The 18,786-nt window shown below is 61.3% G+C and carries 20 protein-coding genes; 10 read left to right on the top strand and 10 right to left on the bottom strand.

The window, feature by feature from the left end:
* Window positions 1-34: 34 nt before the first annotated feature.
* On the bottom strand, window positions 35-1,054 hold the full coding sequence (locus NMG80_RS24585; protein WP_254020501.1) for an LLM class flavin-dependent oxidoreductase: 1,020 nt from the start codon (window positions 1,052-1,054) through the stop codon (window positions 35-37).
* A 213-nt stretch (window positions 1,055-1,267) separates the two neighbouring features.
* Here NMG80_RS24585 and NMG80_RS24590 point away from each other — a divergent pair, with 213 nt between their 5' ends.
* Both NMG80_RS24590 and NMG80_RS24595 read left to right on the top strand, forming a co-directional pair.
* Entirely contained in the window at window positions 1,268-1,522 is a 255-nt protein-coding gene (locus NMG80_RS24590; protein ID WP_095486276.1) for a helix-turn-helix domain-containing protein, read from the top strand.
* A complete protein-coding gene (locus tag NMG80_RS24595) occupies window positions 1,522-2,847 on the top strand; it encodes a type II toxin-antitoxin system HipA family toxin (protein ID WP_254020502.1) in 1,326 nt (441 codons plus the stop codon). The genes NMG80_RS24590 and NMG80_RS24595 overlap by 1 nt, the downstream gene beginning before the upstream one ends.
* Window positions 2,848-3,238: 391 nt before the next feature.
* Here NMG80_RS24595 and NMG80_RS24600 read toward each other — a convergent pair whose 3' ends face one another.
* Window positions 3,239-4,027 carry a class I SAM-dependent methyltransferase gene (locus NMG80_RS24600; RefSeq protein ID WP_254020503.1) on the bottom strand — a complete coding sequence of 263 codons (789 nt, stop codon included), beginning with the start codon at window positions 4,025-4,027 and terminating at the stop codon, window positions 3,239-3,241.
* Between the two features lie 114 nt (window positions 4,028-4,141).
* Here NMG80_RS24600 and NMG80_RS24605 point away from each other — a divergent pair, with 114 nt between their 5' ends.
* The 4 genes from NMG80_RS24605 (at window position 4,142) to NMG80_RS24620 (ending at window position 7,870) form a co-directional block, all read left to right on the top strand.
* The gene (locus tag NMG80_RS24605; RefSeq protein ID WP_436798673.1) at window positions 4,142-5,272 is read left to right on the top strand and encodes an ABC transporter substrate-binding protein; all 1,131 of its coding nucleotides are present in this window, start codon (window positions 4,142-4,144) and stop codon (window positions 5,270-5,272) included.
* Window positions 5,262-6,329 (top strand): FecCD family ABC transporter permease, encoded by a 1,068-nt coding sequence (locus NMG80_RS24610; protein WP_254020504.1) that lies wholly within the window; start codon window positions 5,262-5,264, stop codon window positions 6,327-6,329. Before NMG80_RS24605 ends, NMG80_RS24610 begins: the two co-directional genes overlap by 11 nt.
* Window positions 6,323-7,135, top strand: a complete 813-nt coding sequence (locus NMG80_RS24615; protein ID WP_254020505.1) for an ABC transporter ATP-binding protein — start codon at window positions 6,323-6,325, stop codon at window positions 7,133-7,135. Before NMG80_RS24610 ends, NMG80_RS24615 begins: the two co-directional genes overlap by 7 nt.
* Window positions 7,136-7,363: 228 nt before the next feature.
* Window positions 7,364-7,870 (top strand): hypothetical protein, encoded by a 507-nt coding sequence (locus NMG80_RS24620; RefSeq protein WP_254020506.1) that lies wholly within the window; start codon window positions 7,364-7,366, stop codon window positions 7,868-7,870.
* Window positions 7,871-7,929: 59 nt separating this feature from the next.
* On the opposite strand, the gene NMG80_RS24625 is transcribed toward NMG80_RS24620, so the two are convergent.
* Window positions 7,930-8,874 carry a lipid kinase gene (locus NMG80_RS24625; RefSeq protein ID WP_254020507.1) on the bottom strand — a complete coding sequence of 315 codons (945 nt, stop codon included), beginning with the start codon at window positions 8,872-8,874 and terminating at the stop codon, window positions 7,930-7,932.
* 157 nt (window positions 8,875-9,031) lie between these two features.
* Between NMG80_RS24625 and NMG80_RS24630 the strand changes: the two genes are divergently transcribed.
* Together NMG80_RS24630 and NMG80_RS24635 are read left to right on the top strand one after the other, a co-directional pair.
* Window positions 9,032-9,265 (top strand): AbrB/MazE/SpoVT family DNA-binding domain-containing protein, encoded by a 234-nt coding sequence (locus NMG80_RS24630; RefSeq protein WP_027156398.1) that lies wholly within the window; start codon window positions 9,032-9,034, stop codon window positions 9,263-9,265.
* On the top strand, window positions 9,262-9,666 hold the full coding sequence (locus tag NMG80_RS24635) for a type II toxin-antitoxin system VapC family toxin (RefSeq protein ID WP_254020508.1): 405 nt from the start codon (window positions 9,262-9,264) through the stop codon (window positions 9,664-9,666). The genes NMG80_RS24630 and NMG80_RS24635 overlap by 4 nt, the downstream gene beginning before the upstream one ends.
* Before the next feature lie 82 nt (window positions 9,667-9,748).
* Here NMG80_RS24635 and NMG80_RS24640 read toward each other — a convergent pair whose 3' ends face one another.
* The 7 genes from NMG80_RS24640 to NMG80_RS24670 form a co-directional block, all read right to left on the bottom strand.
* Complete coding sequence (locus NMG80_RS24640; protein ID WP_436798674.1) at window positions 9,749-10,732, bottom strand: branched-chain amino acid ABC transporter permease; 984 nt, start codon at window positions 10,730-10,732, stop codon at window positions 9,749-9,751.
* Complete coding sequence (locus tag NMG80_RS24645) at window positions 10,732-11,619, bottom strand: branched-chain amino acid ABC transporter permease (protein WP_254020509.1); 888 nt, start codon at window positions 11,617-11,619, stop codon at window positions 10,732-10,734. Before NMG80_RS24645 ends, NMG80_RS24640 begins: the two co-directional genes overlap by 1 nt.
* Before the next feature lie 69 nt (window positions 11,620-11,688).
* Window positions 11,689-12,876: an ABC transporter substrate-binding protein gene (locus NMG80_RS24650; RefSeq protein WP_436798340.1), complete on the bottom strand. Its 1,188-nt coding sequence runs from the start codon at window positions 12,874-12,876 to the stop codon at window positions 11,689-11,691.
* A gap of 61 nt (window positions 12,877-12,937) precedes the next feature.
* Entirely contained in the window at window positions 12,938-13,684 is a 747-nt protein-coding gene (locus NMG80_RS24655; RefSeq protein ID WP_254020511.1) for an ABC transporter ATP-binding protein, read from the bottom strand.
* Window positions 13,677-14,432 carry an ABC transporter ATP-binding protein gene (locus tag NMG80_RS24660; RefSeq protein ID WP_254020512.1) on the bottom strand — a complete coding sequence of 252 codons (756 nt, stop codon included), beginning with the start codon at window positions 14,430-14,432 and terminating at the stop codon, window positions 13,677-13,679. Before NMG80_RS24660 ends, NMG80_RS24655 begins: the two co-directional genes overlap by 8 nt.
* 312 nt (window positions 14,433-14,744) lie before the next feature.
* Entirely contained in the window at window positions 14,745-14,987 is a 243-nt protein-coding gene (locus tag NMG80_RS24665) for a hypothetical protein (RefSeq protein WP_254020513.1), read from the bottom strand.
* Window positions 14,988-15,014: 27 nt separating this feature from the next.
* Window positions 15,015-15,161 (bottom strand): hypothetical protein, encoded by a 147-nt coding sequence (locus NMG80_RS24670; RefSeq protein ID WP_254020514.1) that lies wholly within the window; start codon window positions 15,159-15,161, stop codon window positions 15,015-15,017.
* 178 nt (window positions 15,162-15,339) lie between these two features.
* Between NMG80_RS24670 and NMG80_RS24675 the strand changes: the two genes are divergently transcribed.
* On the top strand, window positions 15,340-16,434 hold the full coding sequence (locus NMG80_RS24675; protein ID WP_254020515.1) for a glycosyltransferase family 4 protein: 1,095 nt from the start codon (window positions 15,340-15,342) through the stop codon (window positions 16,432-16,434).
* A gap of 77 nt (window positions 16,435-16,511) precedes the next feature.
* Window positions 16,512-18,680: an amylo-alpha-1,6-glucosidase gene (locus NMG80_RS24680; RefSeq protein WP_254020516.1), complete on the top strand. Its 2,169-nt coding sequence runs from the start codon at window positions 16,512-16,514 to the stop codon at window positions 18,678-18,680.
* The last annotated feature ends 106 nt before the right edge of the window (window positions 18,681-18,786 follow it).

Genomic DNA, 18,786 nt, shown 5'->3' on the forward strand with positions numbered 1-18,786 from the left:
CATTCGCGGAAGGGCAGGGCTTTGGCCGCAGGCGTCAGCGCCAGCCCAGGGCCGGGGCAACATGGGTCAGGATCGCCTCGATGACATGCGCGTTGTAATCGACGCCGAGCTGGTTGGGAACGGTGAGCAGCAGCGTGTCGGCCTCCGCAATGGCCTCGTCCTTCTTCAGTTCCTCGATGAGGCCGTCCGGCTCGGCGGCATAGGTGCGGCCGAACACGGCGCGCCTGTCCGCTTCGATGTAGCCGAAATGATCCTCGCTCTCATTGCTGCCGAAATAGGCGCGGTCGCGATCGTCCACCAGCGCGAAGATGCTACGGCTCACCGACACCCGCGGCTCGCGTTCGTGACTGGCCGCGTTCCAGGCCGCACGAAAGGCCCGGATCTGTTCGGCCTGCTGAATGTGAAAAGGCTTTCCGCCCTCGTCGAATTTGAGCGTGGAGCTCTGCAGGTTCATTCCCAGTTTCGCCGCCCATTCCGCGGTGGCATTGGTCGCGGCGCCCCACCAGATCCTGTCGCGCAAACCCTCCGAATGTGGTTCGACGCGAAGCAGGCCGGGCGGGTTTGGAAACATCGGCCGCGGGTTCGGCTGGGCAAATCCTTTGCCGCGCAAGACTTCGAGCAGCACTCCCGTGTGCCGCCGGGCCATGTCGGCGTCGCTCTCACCCTCTTGCGGGGCGTAGCCGAAGTAGCGCCAGCCGTCGATCACCTGCTCGGGCGAGCCGCGGCTGATACCCAGCTGCAGACGCCCGCCGGCGATCAGGTCGGCGGCACCGGCGTCCTCGGCCATGTAGAGCGGGTTCTCGTAGCGCATGTCGATCACCGCTGTGCCTATCTCGATGCGGCTGGTCTTGGCGCCGACTGCCGCCAACAGCGGGAATGGCGAGCCGAGTTGCCGTGCGAAGTGATGCACACGGAAATATGCCCCGTCGGCGCCCAGCGCCTCGGCAGCAACGGCAAGCTCGATGGATTGCAGCAGAGCGTCGGAGGCTGATCGCGTCTGCGATTGCGGCGAGGGCGCCCAGTGTCCGAACGACAGAAACCCGATTTTTTTCATGAGAATGCCACGTCAGAGTGAAAGGCGTTCTCGTTATCTAGTTATTGAACCGCTCGCCTGCCACGCCAATTCAGACCTGGCGGCTTGGAAGCGCCATACGCAAACGCGTATTTTCACCTTTTATACGCCCTCGCGTATATCAAAATTTTAAACGCGAACGCGTATATTGACAGTTTATACGCCATCGCGTATATTGATGTGTGGAGGACTGCTATGACCGATCAGATCGCCCGCACAGAAAAACAGCTCGGCGCCATCCTGCGCCGCGCTCGAAAACAGGCACGGCTGAGCCAGGGGGCTCTAGGCGAACAAATCCATCTGCGCCAGGGCACTGTCTCACGTCTGGAAGCCGGAGAGCCCGCTGTCCAGCTGCGCACTTTAATGGAAGCGCTTTCGGCTCTGAACCTTGAACTGGTCGTCCGGCCACGTACCCAAGGCAGTGCCGCCGATATCGAGGACCTGTTCTGATGGCACGGAAACGCGCTCACGCTCCTCTCAATGTCTTTCTGAACAGCCGCCATGTCGGCGTCCTGCGCCGCGAGGCGACAGGTGCTATCGACTTCCAGTACGGACGCGACTGGCTGAACTGGCGCGGCACGTTCCCAGCGTCACTGTCGCTGCCCTTGCGCGAGGATCGGTATATTGGCACCCCCGTCATCAATGTGTTCGACAACCTGCTGCCTGACAGCGACCTCATCCGAACGCGCGTCGCCGAACGCGTTGGCGCAGACGGCACAGACGCCTTCAGCCTGCTGACGGCCCTCGGTCATGATTGCGTCGGCGCACTCCAGTTTCTGCCTGATGGCGTCGAGCCCGGGACCGCCGGCGACACCGACGGCAAACCGATCACTGACGACGAGATCGCCGACATCATCAAGAATCTCGCGGCAGCACCCCTCGGCATGGGCGAAGACCAAGATTTCCGAATCTCGATCGCTGGCGCTCAGGAAAAAACCGCGCTGCTGCGTAAGGACGGCCAATGGTTCAAGCCGATAGGAACGACGGCCACCACCCACATCCTCAAACCGCAGATTGGGCAGCTTCCCAATGGCATCGACCTCTCCAACAGCGTCGAGAACGAATATTTATGCCTCAGACTGCTGCATTCGTTTGGTATCCCCACACCCCCCGTTGAAATCGCCGATTTCGGGGAACGCCGCACACTGATCGTAGAACGCTTCGATCGCCTTTGGGCAAGAGATGGACGACTGCTGCGACTGCCGCAGGAAGACATCTGCCAGGCGCTATCGATCCCGCCGACAAAAAAGTACCAGTCGGATGGTGGTCCCGGTATGCGCGAGATCATCAATCTGCTCAAAGGCAGCGACACGCCTGATGCCGACATCACGACGTTCATGCATGCGAGCATCATATTCTGGCTGCTCGGCGCGACCGATGGGCATGCAAAAAATTTCAGCATTTTCCTCGGTCCCGGCGGGCGCTATCGCATGACACCGCTGTACGATGTGCTGACAGCGCAGCCGAGCCTCGACCAGGGCCAAATTCAACGCAAGAAATTCAAACTTGCGATGTCCGTCGGAACAAATCGCCACTATGCCATCAGTGACGTCGTGCCACGACATTTCATGCAGACGGCAGATATCGCTGGTGTCGGCACTCCGGCGATGCGGGCGATTCTTGAAGACATTGAAGCCAATGCCGATCGGCAAGTACAAGCTGTTGTCGAGTCGCTGCCCAGTAGCTTCCCCGATCAGCTTGTGACCTCGACCGTGGCGGCCATCAAGCACCGCAGCCAGCTCGTCGCAAATTCTCTGGAGGCTTCTCATGTCTGAGTTGGGGCAACGCCCGCGCATAGCAATCCTTGGCTGGGGCCCTCTGATCTGGGACAAGCGCCCCGAATTCGATGAAAAACATGCCCCCTGGAAGATGATGGCCCGGCACTTAAACTGGAATTCTCGCGTATTTCCGATACCCGAAAAGGGGCTCTGCCCCTGGTGATCGACACTGACTACGGTCAGGAGTGCATCGTCCAATATGCGCTTAGTACCCGCACAAACCCGGCCGATGCCGTCGCTGATCTGCGCTGCCGCGAAGGCACTGTCATCTGAGCTAAAGCAGACCGGCAGCTATTCGTTGTCGTGCCGTCGCCTCGCTCCTTTGAGGCGACGGACGGCTTCAAACGAAGCAGGCATGAAGCGACCGATGCCGGCAGCGCCGAGGCGTTTACTGCGGCTTTGTCGCGCAGATCGCGAAGCGATGTTGAGTGGCGCGTTCGAGCGCCTTGGGCCAACTCATCTGTCGAGCCTGAGCGCGATGGATCGCGCCCAGTTTCCAGTCGACGACCGGCTGCTCGAACCCGGCTTCGGCCAGCAAGCGCACTATCTCTTCCGCCCGTGCGCCGCCCGAGAAATAGACACGAGCAAGAATATTCTGGTGACGTCTGGCCATGACGGCGCCGTCATTGTCCGAGACCCGGGACTTGCCGGCCGTGAGCTTCTCCCAAATTTCCCGCAAACCCGTCGCCCAGTTGCGGCTGACGAAATCGCCGTCGATGATTAGCAGCTTGCCGCCGGGCTTCAGCAGCGAAAACCATTCGGCAAAGGCCGCCTTCGGATCCAACAACGTCCAGACCAGGTGACGGGTGACAATGACATCATAGCTCGCCTTGTCCTCGAGCGTGCGTTCGGCATCCCTCATGATGAAGCGGATATCGGCGGAGCGGTTTTGTGCCTTGGCGCGCGCCTTGGCCAGCATGGCTTCCGACCAGTCGAGGCCTGTCACCACAAAGCCCAGATCGTGCATCAGATGCGAAATGACGCCTGTCCCGCAGGCGAGATCCAGAGACGCCCGCCCGGCGCCTGGCCCAACGTGCCTGCTTATGAGCGCATGCCAGGCGGCACGCTCCTGCTCGGAAAAAATCTCGTGGCCGACCTGCAGGTCGAACGTCTCGGCGCGGTCGGACCAATAGTCCCGAATTTCGTCGCGCAGCGAATAGTTTGCGTGAGCCGTCATTGTCCGAAACGCTCTCCCCAAAGGCGGCTACATTGGAATTGCTCTAAAAGAAAATTCTTGATTATACAATTCATGTTTCATAAGCCGGGCCGGCAACTGAATTGCGAGAGCCCAATGATCTTGAAATCGATTTTTGCGGCCGCGGTCGCCCTCGCGGCCTTGATGCCGCTTACTCCAGGCGCGCACGCCGAGACCGTCACCGACATTGCCGGCCGCAAGGTCGAGGTGAAGACGCCGGTCGAGAAGGTCATCCTCGGCGAAGGCCGGCAGATCTACCTGATCGCCGCGCTCGATACCGACAACCCTTTCAAGCGCATCGTTGGCTGGCGCGAGGATTTCTCCCAGGCCGATCCCGACAATTACGCCGTCTATCTGGAAAAATTCCCGTCGATGGCGGCGATACCGACCTTCGGCGGTTTCAAGGACGGCACCTTCGACATCGAGCAGGCCATCGCGCTTCAGCCGGACGTGATGATCATGAACATCGAGTCCAAACAGGCAACCGAGGACGCGCAATATATCGAGAAGCTCGCCGCCGTCGGCATTCCGGTGGTCTATGTCGATTTTCGCGAGCAACCCTTCACCAACACTGAGCCGAGCATGCGCCTGATCGGCAAGCTGCTTGGCCAGGAACAGCGGGCCGAGGCGTTCATCGCCTACCGCGCCGCCCAGATCGCGCGCGTCACCGATGTGATCGCGCAGAAGAATCCCAAGCGCCCGACCGTGTTCATCGATCGCGCGGGGGGCTATTCCGATGATTGCTGCATGAGCTTCGGCAACGACAATTTTGGCAAGTTCGTCGACATGGCCGGCGGGGCCAATATCGCGGCCGGCCTGATCCCAGGCACCTTTGGCGCGCTCAATCCCGAACAGATCATCGCCAGCGATCCCGACCAGGTGATTGTGACAGGCGGCAATTGGGAGGCCTATGTGCCGGGCGGCAAATGGGTCGGCGTCGGTCCCGGCGCCGACGAAGCTGCGGCACTGAAGAAACTCAAGGGCCTGACCGAGCGGCCCGCGCTAACCGGCATCAAGGCGGTGGAGAACGGGCAGGTCCACGCCATCTGGCACCAATTCTACAACAGCCCCTTTCAGTTCGTCGCCATACAGCAGATGGCCAAATGGCTGCACCCCGACCTGTTCACCGACCTCGACGCCGAGGCCACCTTCAAGGAGTTGCACGAGAAGTTCCTGCCGGTCGAGTACAGGCCCGGCCATTGGGTCTCGCTCTCCGATGAGCAGTGAACCGGCCGCACTGTCAGCCAAACAAGGGCGCGGGCTCTACCGCGCCCTCGTCCTGCGCAAGCAGCTGATCCTGGCGGGGCTCGCCCTGGCGCTGCTGCTGAGCCTCTGCATCGACCTCGCGCTCGGACCCGCAAGCTATAGCCTCGACCAGGTGGTGCTCGCCCTGGTTTCTCCCGGCAGTGTGCCGCTTCAGGTGCGCGTCGTGTTGTGGGACATCCGGCTTCCCATCGCGCTGATGGCAGTGGTCGTCGGCGCAGCACTGTCGGTCGCCGGTGCGCAGATGCAGACCATCCTCAACAATCCGCTCGCCAGCCCGTTCACGCTCGGCATTTCGGCGGCGGCCAGCTTTGGCGCAGCACTCGCGCTCGCCTTCGGCGTCGCGCTGATCCCGGCGGCGATCGAATACATCGTGCCGCTCAACGCCTTCGTGGTGGCGATGCTGACCGCGCTCGTCATCCACCTGCTCAGTCTCAAGCGCGGCGTGACGGTCGAAACCATCGTGCTTCTCGGCATCGCGCTCGTGTTCACCTTCAATGCGCTGCTGTCGCTCGTCCAGTATCTTTCCTCCGAGCAGGCGCTCGCCGCGGTCGTGTTCTGGACGGTGGGAAGTCTCACTAAAGCCACCTGGCCCAAGCTCATCATCACCAGCCTCATCCTTCTCGCAACCCTTCCGATATTCGTGCGCCGCGCCTGGGCGCTGACGGCGCTGCGGCTAGGCGAGGACAAGGCCGCGAGCTTTGGCGTCAAGGTCGCACGCCTTAGGCTCGAAACCATGATGATGGTGAGCCTCCTTGCTGCCATTCCCGTCGCCTTCGTCGGCACGATCGGCTTCATCGGGCTCGTCGGTCCGCACATCGCCCGCATGCTGATCGGAGAAGATCAGCGCTTCTTCCTGCCCGCCTCGGCGCTTTCGGGCGCGCTCATCCTTTCGGCGAGTTCGGTTGCCAGCAAGTCGCTCATTCCAGGCACGATCTTCCCGATCGGCATTGTCACCTCGCTTATCGGCATTCCCTTCTTCATCTCGCTGATCCTCTCGAATGTGAGGCGCTCATGGTAACGATCCGGCTCGATGGTCTCGGAGCCTTCCACGGGGCGCGGCTCGTCCTTTCGGACGTTTCAACTCCCATTTTCCGGGGTGGCGAGGTTGTCGCCGTTATCGGACCCAACGCAGCGGGGAAGTCGACGCTGTTCAAGCGCATCGCAGGACTTCTGAAGGGCCCGGGACGCGTCTGCCTCGAGGGAGCGGTGAAGGGGCCGGACGGCATCTGCTATATGCCGCAGGATACGGCAGCCAACGCGGTGCTGACTGTCTATGAATCGATCCTGCTCGCCCGCAAGCAGGGCTCGGCCTGGTCGGTCAGCGACGGCGACCTCGCACTCATAGACGGCATCCTGGCCGCGCTCAGCATCTCGGATCTTGCCTTTTGCAACGTCGGAGAATTGAGCGGCGGGCAAAGGCAGGTGGTAAGCATTGCCCAGACGCTCGCTCGCGAACCTGAAATCCTGCTGATGGACGAGCCGACGTCCGCGCTTGACTTGCACCGGCAGGTCGAGGTGCTGAGCTTCATGCGCGGGCTTGCGCGCAAGCACGGAATAGCAGTGCTGATCGCAATTCACGACCTCAATCAGGCCCTGCGCTTCGCTGACAAATGCATCGTCATCGCCGAGGGGCGGATGATCGCCTGCGGCACGCCGGAAGATGTTGTCACCCCGGCGCTTTTGCGTGATGTGTACCGCGTCGAGGCGAGGATCGAGCGCTGCTCGCGGGGCATCGGTCATGTCATGGTGGACGGCGTCGCGGCCGACGGCAGCGACTGCATCGATAGCAGCTTAGGCATCTGCGGTCGAAAGCCAAAGATCTAGAAAATAGATCAAAATACTGGCGTAAATCTTTGAATCAAAAACATTTACTATCGCCATGGCGGCTACTTGGGCGACCAATGGAGGCATTCACTCACGACCGCGGCACGTCCTTCGACGAGCCGCTGTCGTACGAGACACCTTGGGTAGACAGAGGTCATGAAAACGCGCGATAAGGTTGGCCTGCGCTAAATCTAGAGATGGCCGGGGCACCAGAACATGGCACGCCGAATGTGCAACGCAATGCTTGGCTTCGTGGCGCTTGCCATAACCGCGTGCCAATCGGCTCCTGAAACGCCGCGACCCACTCTCGAACCTGCGCTAGAACCTGATGCCATTCCTGCCCAAACTGCCCCGGATCCTGCCGCTGTTCCCTCCGGCTCGGCAATTATCGATCAATCCGTGGCGGTCACTCCCCCCGACAAGACCGTTCCGACAAAATACGCTGCTTTTTCGGGTCTATGGGCCGGACGATTGGATGGGATGTATGACGCCAAACTTGCCGTTCAGACGATTTCTTCTAATGGCAAGGTGACGGTTACCTATGCGTGGGGAACTCTGGGCGACAACCACCCGGGAGAGGCCGCCGGCGCTGGAAGAATTGTGGGGACGACGTTGAAGCTTGAGCGCCTGCCGAATGGCGCAGACCTCAGTTTTGTCATGCGGCCCGACAAAACCCTGGCCGGAACCGTCAGGCTTGCCGGCCAGACCTACACGGGCGCGTTCCTCAAGCAATGATCGAAGGCGTGTCCGAAGGCTATGTGGGACCAAGCGACGTGCTCGCTTGATCGCCGGGTCTAGCCGCTGGTTGCGCTGACCGCATCACCAGGGACCTTTGTGCGGGGCTGCATGCGCGCGGCGGCCGGCGCGAACACCGAAATCGCCTTCGGGTGGACCTTGAAATGCGCCGGGGTCGAGGTCACGATCTCACCGTCAGTGTTCACCGGCATCGGCCTTTTCGTCTCGATGTCGAACTCGACGCATCTGGCCGTGCGAACCTCGCTCCATGCGCCATGCGTGCCCGAGCGGAACGAGCGCAGCATAAGCGCCATTTTCCAGAGGTTCGTCATTTCCAGGCTGTACAGGTCGAGATGGCCGTCATCGATCTCCGCTGTCTCCTCGACGACGTTGCCGCCGCCATAGTGGCGGCCGTTGCCGACCGCTATCTGGTAGGTCTCGACTTCGGTCGTTGCGCCCTTTTTGGTAATCCTTGCTTCGAAGTGGCGGGCCTTGGTCAACACTTTCATGGCCGCCAAGGCATAGCCAAACCTGCCGAAACGCTTCTTCAGCGCCGGATCCAGACCCTGGGCAAGATCGGTGCTGAGGCCGATGCTCGCAACGTTGAAGAACGCGTGACCATTGACGGTCCCGATATCGATCAGACGTCTTGCACCCTCTACAATCACGTCGGCCGCCTTCCCAAGATCCAACGGTATTTCGAGGGTGCGCGCCAGATCGTTCGCCGTCCCCATCGGAATGATGCCCATCGGCAGCCCGCTTTCCATAACCGCGACCGCCGCCGAGGACACCGAGCCATCGCCGCCGCACACGATCACAAGGTCGGCCCTATGGCGAAGGCGCACGATGTCGCGTGCTATCTCGGGCAGCGCCTCAAATGTCTCGACGCTGACGCGGAGCCCACCGGCTTCCAGCCGCTCGACGACCGGTGTGATAGATTCCTGCCCGCGCCTTGCCTTTGGATTGACGAGTAGAAGCGCGCGTCTGTTCGTGATGTCATTCATGCGGCGTAGATAGGGTGCGTGCCTGCGGATTACGACGTCAACAGGCGCGCCTGGGAGAACAAGTCACAAAATCACGGGCTTCGGCAGCCGGTGCGGAGGTTGAAATTCGACCGAAAAGGTAATACCTTGTGGAAAATAGGTATTACCAAGGTGCAACATGACCAACACAGTCACAGCCAAAGGACAGGTGACCATCCCGAAGCCGGTCCGGGACCTGCTCGGAATCGTCCCGGGCAGCAAGGTTGATTTCCGCCGCACCGATGACGGCAATGTGGTGATCGTGCGTAGTGACAAGAAGCAGCCCGCAAGCCGCTTCGCAAAATTGCGCGGCCACGCCGGCAAGGGCCTCGACACCGACGCGATCATGGCACTGACGCGTGGTGACGCGTGACGCTGGTCGACACCAATGTTCTGCTCGATCTTGTCACGAACGATGCGAACTGGGCTGATTGGTCGATCGCCCAGCTTGAGGCGGCAAACCTGGATGGGCCGTTGTTGATCAACGATGCAGTCTATACCGAACTTGCCGTCCGCTATGACCGCATCGAGAGTATCGACGCGTTGCTTGACGAAGCTGGTCTCCAAATGGCTCCGATGCCCCGGGCAGCACTGTTCCTCGCCGGAAAGGTGTTTACGCAGTATCGCAAATCGGGCGGATCGCGCACTGGTGTGCTGCCTGACTTCTTCATTGGCGCCCATGCGGCCGTCGATGGACTGCCGCTGCTCACCCGCGACGTCGGCCGCTACCGCACCTATTTTCCATCGCTGAAACTAATCGCACCGGGCGCCTGAACAGCCCGCCACTGTCAGGATGAGCGGCTACTGAGTGGCTGAATGGTCTAACCGGCGACCGGTCGCTGGTTTCACGACCCGGTCAGAGCGGTTTTCGGATCCATTTTGCCAGGACGCCAACGATGCCTTCCCGGAACGACAGCACCGCGACAACGAAGATGATGCCCTGGCCGATCGTGACCCAGTCGCCGAATGTCGCGAGGTAGTTCTGCATCGTGACGATGACTGCCGCGCCGACGATTGGTCCGAACACCGTGCCCATGCCGCCCAACAGCGTCATCAGCACGACTTCGCCGGACATCGTCCAGTAGACGTCGGTAAGCGACGCCAACTGGAACACGATGGCCTTGGTTGCGCCGGCGACGCCGGCGAGCGTGGCCGACAGCACGAACACGGCGAGCTTGTAGCGGTTGACCCGATAGCCCAGCGAGATCGCGCGCGGCTCGTTCTCGCGGATCGCCTTCAACACCTGTCCAAACGGCGAATGGATGATCCGATAGATCAGCAATATGCCGGCGAAGAAGATGGCGAGCACGAAGAAATAGAGAACTTCGCTCGAACCCAGGTCGATCAGCCCGAACAGATGGCCGCGCGGCACGGCCTGGATGCCGTCCTCGCCGCCGGTAAACGCCGCCTGCAGCGAGAAGAAATAGATCATCTGCGCAAAAGCCAGCGTCACCATGGCGAAATAGATGCCGTGGCGGCGAATGGCGAGGGAGCCGATGGCGAGACCGAGCACGGCTGCCACCAGCGTGCCCGCGATAATGGCAAGTTCAGGCGTCAGGCCCCACACCTTCGCCGCATGGGCCGAGACGTAGCTCGCCATGCCGAAATAGGCTGCGTGGCCGAAGGACAGGAGACCGCCAAAGCCGAGCAACAGATTGAAGGCGCAGGCAAACAGCGCGAAGCACAGCACCTTCATGACAAAGATCGGATAGAGCAGAAATGGCGCGGCGATGAGGAAGACGAAGAGCGCGACGAAGATCGCAAGGTGATGACGGGGCATGCCCGCGGCGCCGACGGACGTTATGGCCGCCATAGCGATCGGGTTGGTGTCGGTTGTCATCACACACTCCGTCCAAACAGACCCGCGGGCTTGACGAGTAGCACGAGCGCCATGATGACAAAGATCACCACGGCCGAGCCTTCCGGATAGAATACGCGGGTCAGCCCCTCGATCAGCCCGAGCCCGAAGCCGGTGAGGATTGAGCCCAGGATTGAGCCCATGCCGCCGATGACGACGACGGCAAAGACGACAATGATCAGGTCTGCCCCCATGTTCGGATTGACTGCGTATATCGGCGCGGCGAGCACGCCGGCGAAACCCGCGAGTGCGACGCCGAAACCATATGTGAGCGTGACCAGCAGCGGTACGTTGATGCCGAACGCGCCGACCATGGTCGGGTTCTCGGTCGCTGCCCTGAGATAGGCGCCAAGCCGGGTCTTTTCGATGATGAACCAGGTCGCGAGGCACACGATGAGGGAAGCCACGATCACCCAGGCGCGCGAATTGGGCAGGTACATGAAGCCGAGATTATACCCGCCGGTCAGAAGCGGCGGCGGTGGGTACGGCAGGCCGGAAACGCCAAAAAACTGGCGGAAGAAGCCGACGATGATCAGCGCCAGGCCGAAAGTGAGAAGCAGCCCGTAGAGATGGTCGAGGTGATAGAGCCGTCGGATCATTACGCGCTCGAGCACGATGCCGGTGACGCCGACGATCGGCGGCACGATGAACACAGCCCACCAGTAACCGACGCCGAGATAGTTGAGCAGCATCCAGGCGCCGAAGGCGCCCAGCATGTACTGCGCGCCATGCGTGAAATTGATGATGTTCAACAGACCGAAGATGACCGCCAGCCCGAGGCTCAGAACCGCATAGAAGGAACCATTGATCAGCCCGAGCAGCAATTGCCCGAACAGGACCTGCGGCGGAATTCCAAGCAGTTCGAACATGGTCGCTCCAGCTGACTTATCGACGAAACGACGCGCCGAGTGGTTCGGCGCATCGTTGGCGAGGCTCGCTTACTTGACGAGCGAACAGCCGCCTTCGGCGAGCGGGCGGAACGCCTTGTCGGCCGGAATGGTGGCCACCGTCTCGAAATAATCCCATGGACGCTTCGATTGGTCCGGCTTCTTGACGCGGAACAGATACATGTCGTGCAGCTTGCGCCCGTCGGCGCGGATCGTGCCCTTGCCGAACAGCGGATCCTCGGTCGGCATTTCCTTCATTTTGGCCATCACCTTGGCCGCATCCTTGTCGCCGACGGCTTCGACGGCTTTAAGGTAATGCAGGACAGAAGCATAGACTCCGGCCTCGATCATCGAAGGCTTTTGTCCGGCATTCCGCTCCTGGAAACGGGCAGAGAATTCCCGCGTTTGATCGTTCTTGTCCCAGTAGAACGCGCTGGTGAGCACGAGGCCTTGCGCCACTTCGAGGCCAAGCGCATGCACGTCGTTGATGAACATCAGCAGGGCGGCGAGCGCCTGGCCACCCTGCGTGATGCCAAATTCCGACGCCTGTTTGACCGCGTTGATCGTGTCGCCGCCGGCATTGGCGAGGCCGACGACCTTGGCACCCGACCCTTGCGCCTGCAGCAGGAAGGACGAAAAATCCTGGCCGGGGAAAGGATGACGGACGGCGCCGAGAACCTTGCCGCCCGATGCTTCGACGACCGCCGACGTATCGCGCTCGAGCGCGTGGCCGAAGGCGTAGTCCGCTGTGACGAAGAACCAGCTGTCGCCGCCCTGTGCGACCATGGCCGAGCCCGTGCCGTTGGCAAGCGCCCAGGTGTCGTAGGTCCAGTGGACGGTGTTGGGCGAACAGGCTTTGCCGGTGAGGTCGGACGAGGCCGGACCCGAGGCGAGGAAGATCTTGTTCTTCTCCTTGGTGATCTCGTTGACGGCGAGCGCCACCGACGAGGTTGGCACGTCGGCGATTACATCGACATTTTCGGTGTCGTACCACTGGCGGGCGATGTTCGAGCCGACATCCGGCTTGTTCTGGTGGTCGGCGGAGACGATCGACACATTGATGCCCTTGTCCGTCGCCTTGAAGTCTTCGACCGCCATCTGGGCCGCGATGACCGAGCCTTCGCCGGCGATGTCTGCATAGATGCCGGAACGGTCATTCAGAACGCCGATCTTGACATCTGTGGCGTAGGCCGCGCCGGCCATCAGCAGGCTCGCCGTTGAAGCCAGGACAAATCCCATTTTTTTCATCGCTACTTCCCTCCGATTGCGGCGCAACGCGCCGTTGATGGTTGATGATTGTCTAGACACCGAGATAGGCGTGCAGCTTGTCGATGTTGGCGTCGAGTTCGCGGTTGGGGATCGTGTCGATCACGCGCCCCTGTTCCACCACGTAGTGACGGTCCGCGACCAACGCGGCGAAATGAAAATTCTGTTCGACGAGCACGATCGTGAATCCCTCGTCCTTGAGCCGGGCAATGGTGCGGCCGATCTGCTGCACGATGACCGGCGCAAGCCCTTCGGTCGGCTCATCGAGCAGCAAGAGCTTGGCGCCCGTCCGCAGGATCCGGCCGATGGCGAGCATCTGCTGTTCGCCGCCCGATAGCTTGGTGCCTTGGCTCGAAAGCCGTTCCTTCAGGTTCGGGAAGAGCTCGAAAATCTGCTCGACGGTGAGCCCACCAGGGCGCACCTGCGGCGGCAGCATCAAATTCTCCTCGACAGAGAGGCTGGAAAAGATCGCCCGCTCCTCGGGGCAGTAGGCGATGCCCATCTGTGCGATCAACCGCGACGGCAGCTTGATCGTCTCCCGACCGTCGTAGGTGACCGAGCCCGAGCGCCTGGAAAGAATTCCCATCACCGCCTTCAGCGTCGTCGTCTTGCCGGCGCCATTGCGGCCGAGCAGCGTCACCACTTCGCCTTCGCCAACCTCGAAACTCACGCCGTGAAGCACATGGCTCTCGCCGTACCAGCCCTGCAGGCCATCGACGCGAAGCAGCGGTCTCGCCGAGGGCCCAGCAGCCGGCCTGCTTGCAAGCTCAACTTCAGACATGGCCGGCCCCGATATAGGCTTCGACAACGCGCGGATCTTTGGAAACCGCAGCATAGTCGCCTTCGGCGAGGACTTTGCCGCGCGCGAGCACGGTGATGCGGTTCGACAGCGATGCGACGACGGACAGATTGTGCTCAACCATCAAAATCGTGCGGTTCTTGGAGATGCGCCGGATCAGCGCCGAGATGCGCTCGATGTCTTCTTGCGCCATGCCGGCCATGGGCTCGTCGAGAAGCAGCATTTCAGGGTTCAGCGCCAGCGTCGTCGCGATTTCAAGCGCGCGCTTGCGGCCGTAGGACAGATCGCTGGCGCGGATATCTGAAAACTCGGTCAGGCCGACATCGGCCAGAAGAGCCGCACCCTCGCTATTGAACTTGGAGAGCACTGTTTCGGAGCGCCAGAAATCGAAACTGTCGCCGCGCCGGCGCTGCAGCGCGATGCGGACATTCTCAAGTGCCGTCATGTGCGGAAACACCGCCGATATCTGAAAGGAGCGCACAAGGCCCAGCCGCGCGATGTCGGCCGGCTGCATCCTGGTGATGTCGCGGCCTTGGTAGCGGATCGCCCCGCGCGTTGGCTGGAGGAATTTGGTCAGCAAGTTGAAGAGGGTGGTCTTGCCTGCGCCGTTGGGACCGATCAGCGCGTGGATCGATCCTCGCTCCACCGTCAGGTTGACATTGTTGACAGCGACAAAGCCCCCAAATTCCTTAGTCAATCCCGCTGCTTCGAGGATCGCTCCGGAATTCATGCGCGGGAGCCCTCGCCGGTCATCGGCGTGAAAACGTGGAACCGCGCTGCGAGGCTATCCGCCCCCAGGGTGACTTCCATGGTTTCCTCCCGTGGCACTTCCGCCCGCAACAAACGACCTAATCCACATCGCGTCAAGGCCGCAATTGCCGGCGCTGTGGCACGGAGCCTTCGAGCATTTTCTAATTGCAATCTCGAAGGGGAGCAAACGACAGGCCAGGCGTGCCTGTAATCCGAACCCATCCCCAATCCGAACCCATCCGGCCGAGCCGTTCGAAATTCCGCGCCGACTGATTGGATGAACGCGAAATGCCTAGCTGCGCTGGCTTGAGTTGGGGTTTTCCCGGTCTGCCCGGGTGATCTTGCCTTTCGACGCTTTCGATCCGCCGCCCCATTCCTGGGCCTTCCTGGCTTGGGCGCCGCCCTTGGCCGGTTCCTTGGCCTTGTCGCTGCCGCTTGCCCTCTTTCCCGCTACAGGCTGGCCCGATACAGGCTGCTCGGCTTTCGGAGGCGAGTTTTTCTTTGCCTCCTGTCGATGGTCGGGGATCGCAGCCATTGCGGCCCGCTCCGGGGCAGGCGTCGGTTAGTCCTTGCCGCGCTTTGGATCCTTGCCGGCAGCCTGGCTGCTCTTTTGCGGCTTGTCCATCTTGTCCTGATTGCCACCGCGGTTGCCGCCGTGCTCGCCGCTCGATCCCTTGACGGCTTTTATGTCTTGAAGCTTCGTAGCCATCCTGGTTCTCCTTTTGGTCCGCCTACTTGAACTCCCCTGACGCGGCGATTGTTCCCGCCGGGAACATATCGGCCCTTCGAGAGTTGGCGCAGGAGGACCGCACCGCAATGAACGCGAGGAAGGAGATTGCCGTCGTAGCTTTTTGAAGGATGACCTTCGCTTTCGAGAAGTGTTGCAGATGAAAATTGCCCAGATCGCCCCCCTTACCGAAGCCGTGCCGCCGCGGACCTATGGCGGGACCGAGCGAATAGTTTCATATCTGACTGAAGAGCTTGTTCGACAGGGGCATGACGTGACCTTGTTCGCCAGCGGTGATTCCCGCACCTCTGCCGAATTGGTCCCATGTTGCGATATTGCACTGCGCCTGAATCCCAGGGTCCGGCACGACATTCCCCAGCACGTGATGATGCTTGAACAGGTGCGCAGGCGGGCCGATGAATTCGACGTGCTGCATTTTCACATCGATATTCTCCACTTCCCCATAGTCCGGGACTTTGCCCAGCGAACCGTTACGACACTTCATGGCCGGCTCGACCTCCCGGACCTGGCGCAGCTTTATGCGATGTTTGATGACATTCCGCTGGTTTCGATTTCTTACGATCAACGCTGGCCCATGCCGCCTGTCCGTTGGGTCGGAACGGTGTATCACGGTCTGCCTCGCGATCTTCTGCCGTTTCGCCCGAAAGCATCGGGCTACCTCGCATTCCTCGGCCGCATCTCACCAGAAAAGGGGCCGGAAACGGCCATTGAGATCGCTGCACGTACCGGAATGCCGCTGAAGATCGCCGCCAAGATCGACAAGGTAGACCAATCCTATTGGAAAGAGAGGGTCGAACCCCAAGTTCTTAGAAATTCGAACGTGGAATTCATCGGCGAGATCGACGAACGGCGAAAAGCAGACTTTTTGGGTAATGCAGCAGCGCTTTTGTTCCCTATCGACTGGCCGGAACCCTTCGGACTCGTAACCATCGAGGCGATGGCCTGTGGCACGCCTGTGATAGCGTTCAGGCGCGGTGCCGTTCCGGAGGTCATCGACGATGGTGTTTCCGGGTTGATCGTCGACACGCTGGACGGAGCTGTGGATGCGGTACGGCGGATAAACGGGCTTGATCGTGCACAGGTGCGACGGACTTTTGAAGAGCGATTCACGGTCGAGCGCATGTGCCGCGACTACGTGGCGATCTATGGCTCGCTCTCGGAGGACATAACAGAAGCACTTGGTTCTCAACACGAGCGCGCTAAAAATGCCGCAATGATGACTATGTCTACCTGACCGAGCAAGGCGACGGCTCGGCTGCTCGGATCAGCGCCTGAGCCGCCTTGGTCGCTTCTGGACGGGAGGAGTTGACCATGACCACTCAACTCGAAGACCGCAAGATTGATCCAGCCGTGGCGCTGCCGGCAATCGACGAAACGGCACCGCGCGAGCCGCATCGGCAATTTGCGCTGAAACACGAGGATTGCTTCGTCGTCGCAGACAGCTACGGCGACATACGCGGCACCGGCGACGGGCTTTTCCGTGACGACACGCGTGTTTTGTCGCGCTTTCGCCTGTTCATCGGCGGCCGGATGCCGTCGCTGCTCGGCGCCTCGCTGTCGCAGGACAACATCCTGTTCACCGCCAATCTCACCAACCTGGCCACTATCGGGCCGAATGGCAGCGAAGCTTTGCCGGGCGTCGTCCACGTCGATCGGACGCGGTTCATCTGGCAGGACCGCATGTTCGAACGCATCAAGTTCACCAACTACTCCGCGCGCGAGGTGGTTCTCCCGGTCAGGCTCGACTTCGACGCCGATTTCCGTGACATGTTCGAGGTGCGCGGCACTACGCGTAGCCGCCGCGGCCGCGCCCATGACGCGCTGGTCGGCGCGGCGAGCGTAACGTTCCGATATGAAGGCCTCGACAATGTGGCGCGTCAATCGGTCATCGCATTCTCGATCAAGCCCGATCAGGTGCACCCCAATCACGCCGATTTCCTCATTGTCGTGGCAAGACGTGACAGCAGAGCATTGTACCTGGAGGTCGGCCACAGCGACGAAACCCCCTCCAGCGACCGCTTTCGCGCGGCCGCTGCGCGAGCCCGCTTCGCCATGCGCTCAAAGCGCCGGCAGGGCGCCACCGTCTTCAGCTCCGGCCGCGTGTTCAACGACTGGCTGACACGCACGCGCGCCGACATCGCGCTGCTGACGACCGATCTGGAGACCGGGCCATACCCCTATGCCGGCATCCCCTGGTTTTCGACGGCTTTCGGCCGCGATGGCGTCATTTCCGCCTTGCAGATGCTTTGGCTCAATCCGGACCTTGCCCGCGGCGTACTGGCGTTTCTTGCCCACTATCAGTCGACCGAGACCTCTGTATTCGACGATGCCGAGCCTGGCAAAATCATGCATGAAACCCGGAAGGGCGAAATGGCCGTGCTGCGCGAGCTGCCGTTCGGCCGCTACTATGGCGGCGTCGACACCACGCCACTCTATGTCTATCTGGCTTCGTCCTACGCCGATCGCACCGGAGACGAGGCATTCGTCGACCGTATGTGGGACTCGCTGGGCGCCGCCACTGCTTGGATGGAAGAGGTCGGAGCCCGCAACGGGGAAGGCTTTGTAACCTACAACAGGGCGGCCGACACGGGTCTGTTCAACCAAGGCTGGAAGGACAGTTCCGATGCCGTCTTCCACGCCGACGGCACCATCCCCAAAGGGCCGATCGCATTGGTCGAGGTGCAAGGTTATGCCTTCGCCGCATATCAAGGGATGGCGGCGCTGGCCGCCAGGCGCGGCGACGACGCCAAGGCGGCGCACTGGAGCGCCCTGGCAGAGAGGATCCGTCAGGCGGTCGAGACGCATTTCTGGATGCCGGACCGCGATTTCTATGCTTTGGCGATCGACGGAGAAGGCAAGCAATGCGCGGTTCGCACGTCCAACGCCGGTCACCTGCTTTATGTCGGGCTGCCGTCGGCGGAACGGGCGCAGGCACTTGCCAGCCAGCTGCTCTCTGCCCATCTTCATAGCGGTTGGGGCGTTCGCACACTGGCCGACGACGAGATCCCATTCAACCCGATGTCATATCATAATGGCTCGATCTGGCCGCACGACACCGCGCTCTGCGCCTCCGGGCTCGCCCGCTATCACGAACGCGACAGCGTCGTGAAGCTGATGAGCGGTATGTTCGAGGCGGCGGTCCGTTTCAACATGCGGCTGCCAGAGCTGTTCTGCGGCTTTACGCGTGCGGCCAGCGATTCACCGGTGGCCTACCCGGTCGCCTGCCTGCCGCAAGCCTGGTCGGCTGGCTCCGCTTTCATGATGCTGCAGGCTTGCCTGGGCATTCGGGTTGACGGCTGGAAACGCGAGATCACTGTGGAACGCCCGCGGCTGCCTATCGGCATCGACAACATCGTTATCCGCCACCTGGCCATTGGCGAGGCGAAAGTCGATCTCATCTTCGAGCGCATTGGCGACCGTGTTGTGTGTTATCTCGACCACCGCCATGAGGGTCTGGTGCCTCTGGTGGTGCGCTCATAACGCAGGCCGGCAAGCGGCCACTGGCGTCAGCCGCTGTCGGCAGAGGGCCAGCAAGGGCGCGCGCCTAATGTAATGCATGTCGCGCAAAAGCATGCCCTCGGGCCTG

Origin of the sequence: Mesorhizobium escarrei (assembly GCF_935825525.1) — a bacterium.
GTDB lineage: Bacteria > Pseudomonadota > Alphaproteobacteria > Rhizobiales > Rhizobiaceae > Mesorhizobium > Mesorhizobium escarrei.

What these genes read in the sequence shown, in the direction of transcription:
- NMG80_RS24585 (WP_254020501.1), bottom strand. Translation starts at nt 1,054, where the DNA reads ATGAAAAAAATCGGGTTTCTGTCGTTCGGACACTGGGCGCCCTCGCCG.
- NMG80_RS24590 (WP_095486276.1), top strand. Translation starts at nt 1,268, where the DNA reads ATGACCGATCAGATCGCCCGCACAGAAAAACAGCTCGGCGCCATCCTG.
- NMG80_RS24595 (WP_254020502.1), top strand. Translation starts at nt 1,522, where the DNA reads ATGGCACGGAAACGCGCTCACGCTCCTCTCAATGTCTTTCTGAACAGC.
- NMG80_RS24600 (WP_254020503.1), bottom strand. Translation starts at nt 4,027, where the DNA reads ATGACGGCTCACGCAAACTATTCGCTGCGCGACGAAATTCGGGACTAT.
- NMG80_RS24605 (WP_436798673.1), top strand. Translation starts at nt 4,142, where the DNA reads ATGATCTTGAAATCGATTTTTGCGGCCGCGGTCGCCCTCGCGGCCTTG.
- NMG80_RS24610 (WP_254020504.1), top strand. Translation starts at nt 5,262, where the DNA reads ATGAGCAGTGAACCGGCCGCACTGTCAGCCAAACAAGGGCGCGGGCTC.
- NMG80_RS24615 (WP_254020505.1), top strand. Translation starts at nt 6,323, where the DNA reads ATGGTAACGATCCGGCTCGATGGTCTCGGAGCCTTCCACGGGGCGCGG.
- NMG80_RS24620 (WP_254020506.1), top strand. Translation starts at nt 7,364, where the DNA reads ATGTGCAACGCAATGCTTGGCTTCGTGGCGCTTGCCATAACCGCGTGC.
- NMG80_RS24625 (WP_254020507.1), bottom strand. Translation starts at nt 8,874, where the DNA reads ATGAATGACATCACGAACAGACGCGCGCTTCTACTCGTCAATCCAAAG.
- NMG80_RS24630 (WP_027156398.1), top strand. Translation starts at nt 9,032, where the DNA reads ATGACCAACACAGTCACAGCCAAAGGACAGGTGACCATCCCGAAGCCG.
- NMG80_RS24640 (WP_436798674.1), bottom strand. Translation starts at nt 10,732, where the DNA reads ATGACAACCGACACCAACCCGATCGCTATGGCGGCCATAACGTCCGTC.
- NMG80_RS24645 (WP_254020509.1), bottom strand. Translation starts at nt 11,619, where the DNA reads ATGTTCGAACTGCTTGGAATTCCGCCGCAGGTCCTGTTCGGGCAATTG.
- NMG80_RS24650 (WP_436798340.1), bottom strand. Translation starts at nt 12,876, where the DNA reads ATGGGATTTGTCCTGGCTTCAACGGCGAGCCTGCTGATGGCCGGCGCG.
- NMG80_RS24655 (WP_254020511.1), bottom strand. Translation starts at nt 13,684, where the DNA reads ATGTCTGAAGTTGAGCTTGCAAGCAGGCCGGCTGCTGGGCCCTCGGCG.
- NMG80_RS24660 (WP_254020512.1), bottom strand. Translation starts at nt 14,432, where the DNA reads ATGAATTCCGGAGCGATCCTCGAAGCAGCGGGATTGACTAAGGAATTT.
- NMG80_RS24665 (WP_254020513.1), bottom strand. Translation starts at nt 14,987, where the DNA reads ATGGCTGCGATCCCCGACCATCGACAGGAGGCAAAGAAAAACTCGCCT.
- NMG80_RS24670 (WP_254020514.1), bottom strand. Translation starts at nt 15,161, where the DNA reads ATGGCTACGAAGCTTCAAGACATAAAAGCCGTCAAGGGATCGAGCGGC.
- NMG80_RS24675 (WP_254020515.1), top strand. Translation starts at nt 15,340, where the DNA reads ATGAAAATTGCCCAGATCGCCCCCCTTACCGAAGCCGTGCCGCCGCGG.
- NMG80_RS24680 (WP_254020516.1), top strand. Translation starts at nt 16,512, where the DNA reads ATGACCACTCAACTCGAAGACCGCAAGATTGATCCAGCCGTGGCGCTG.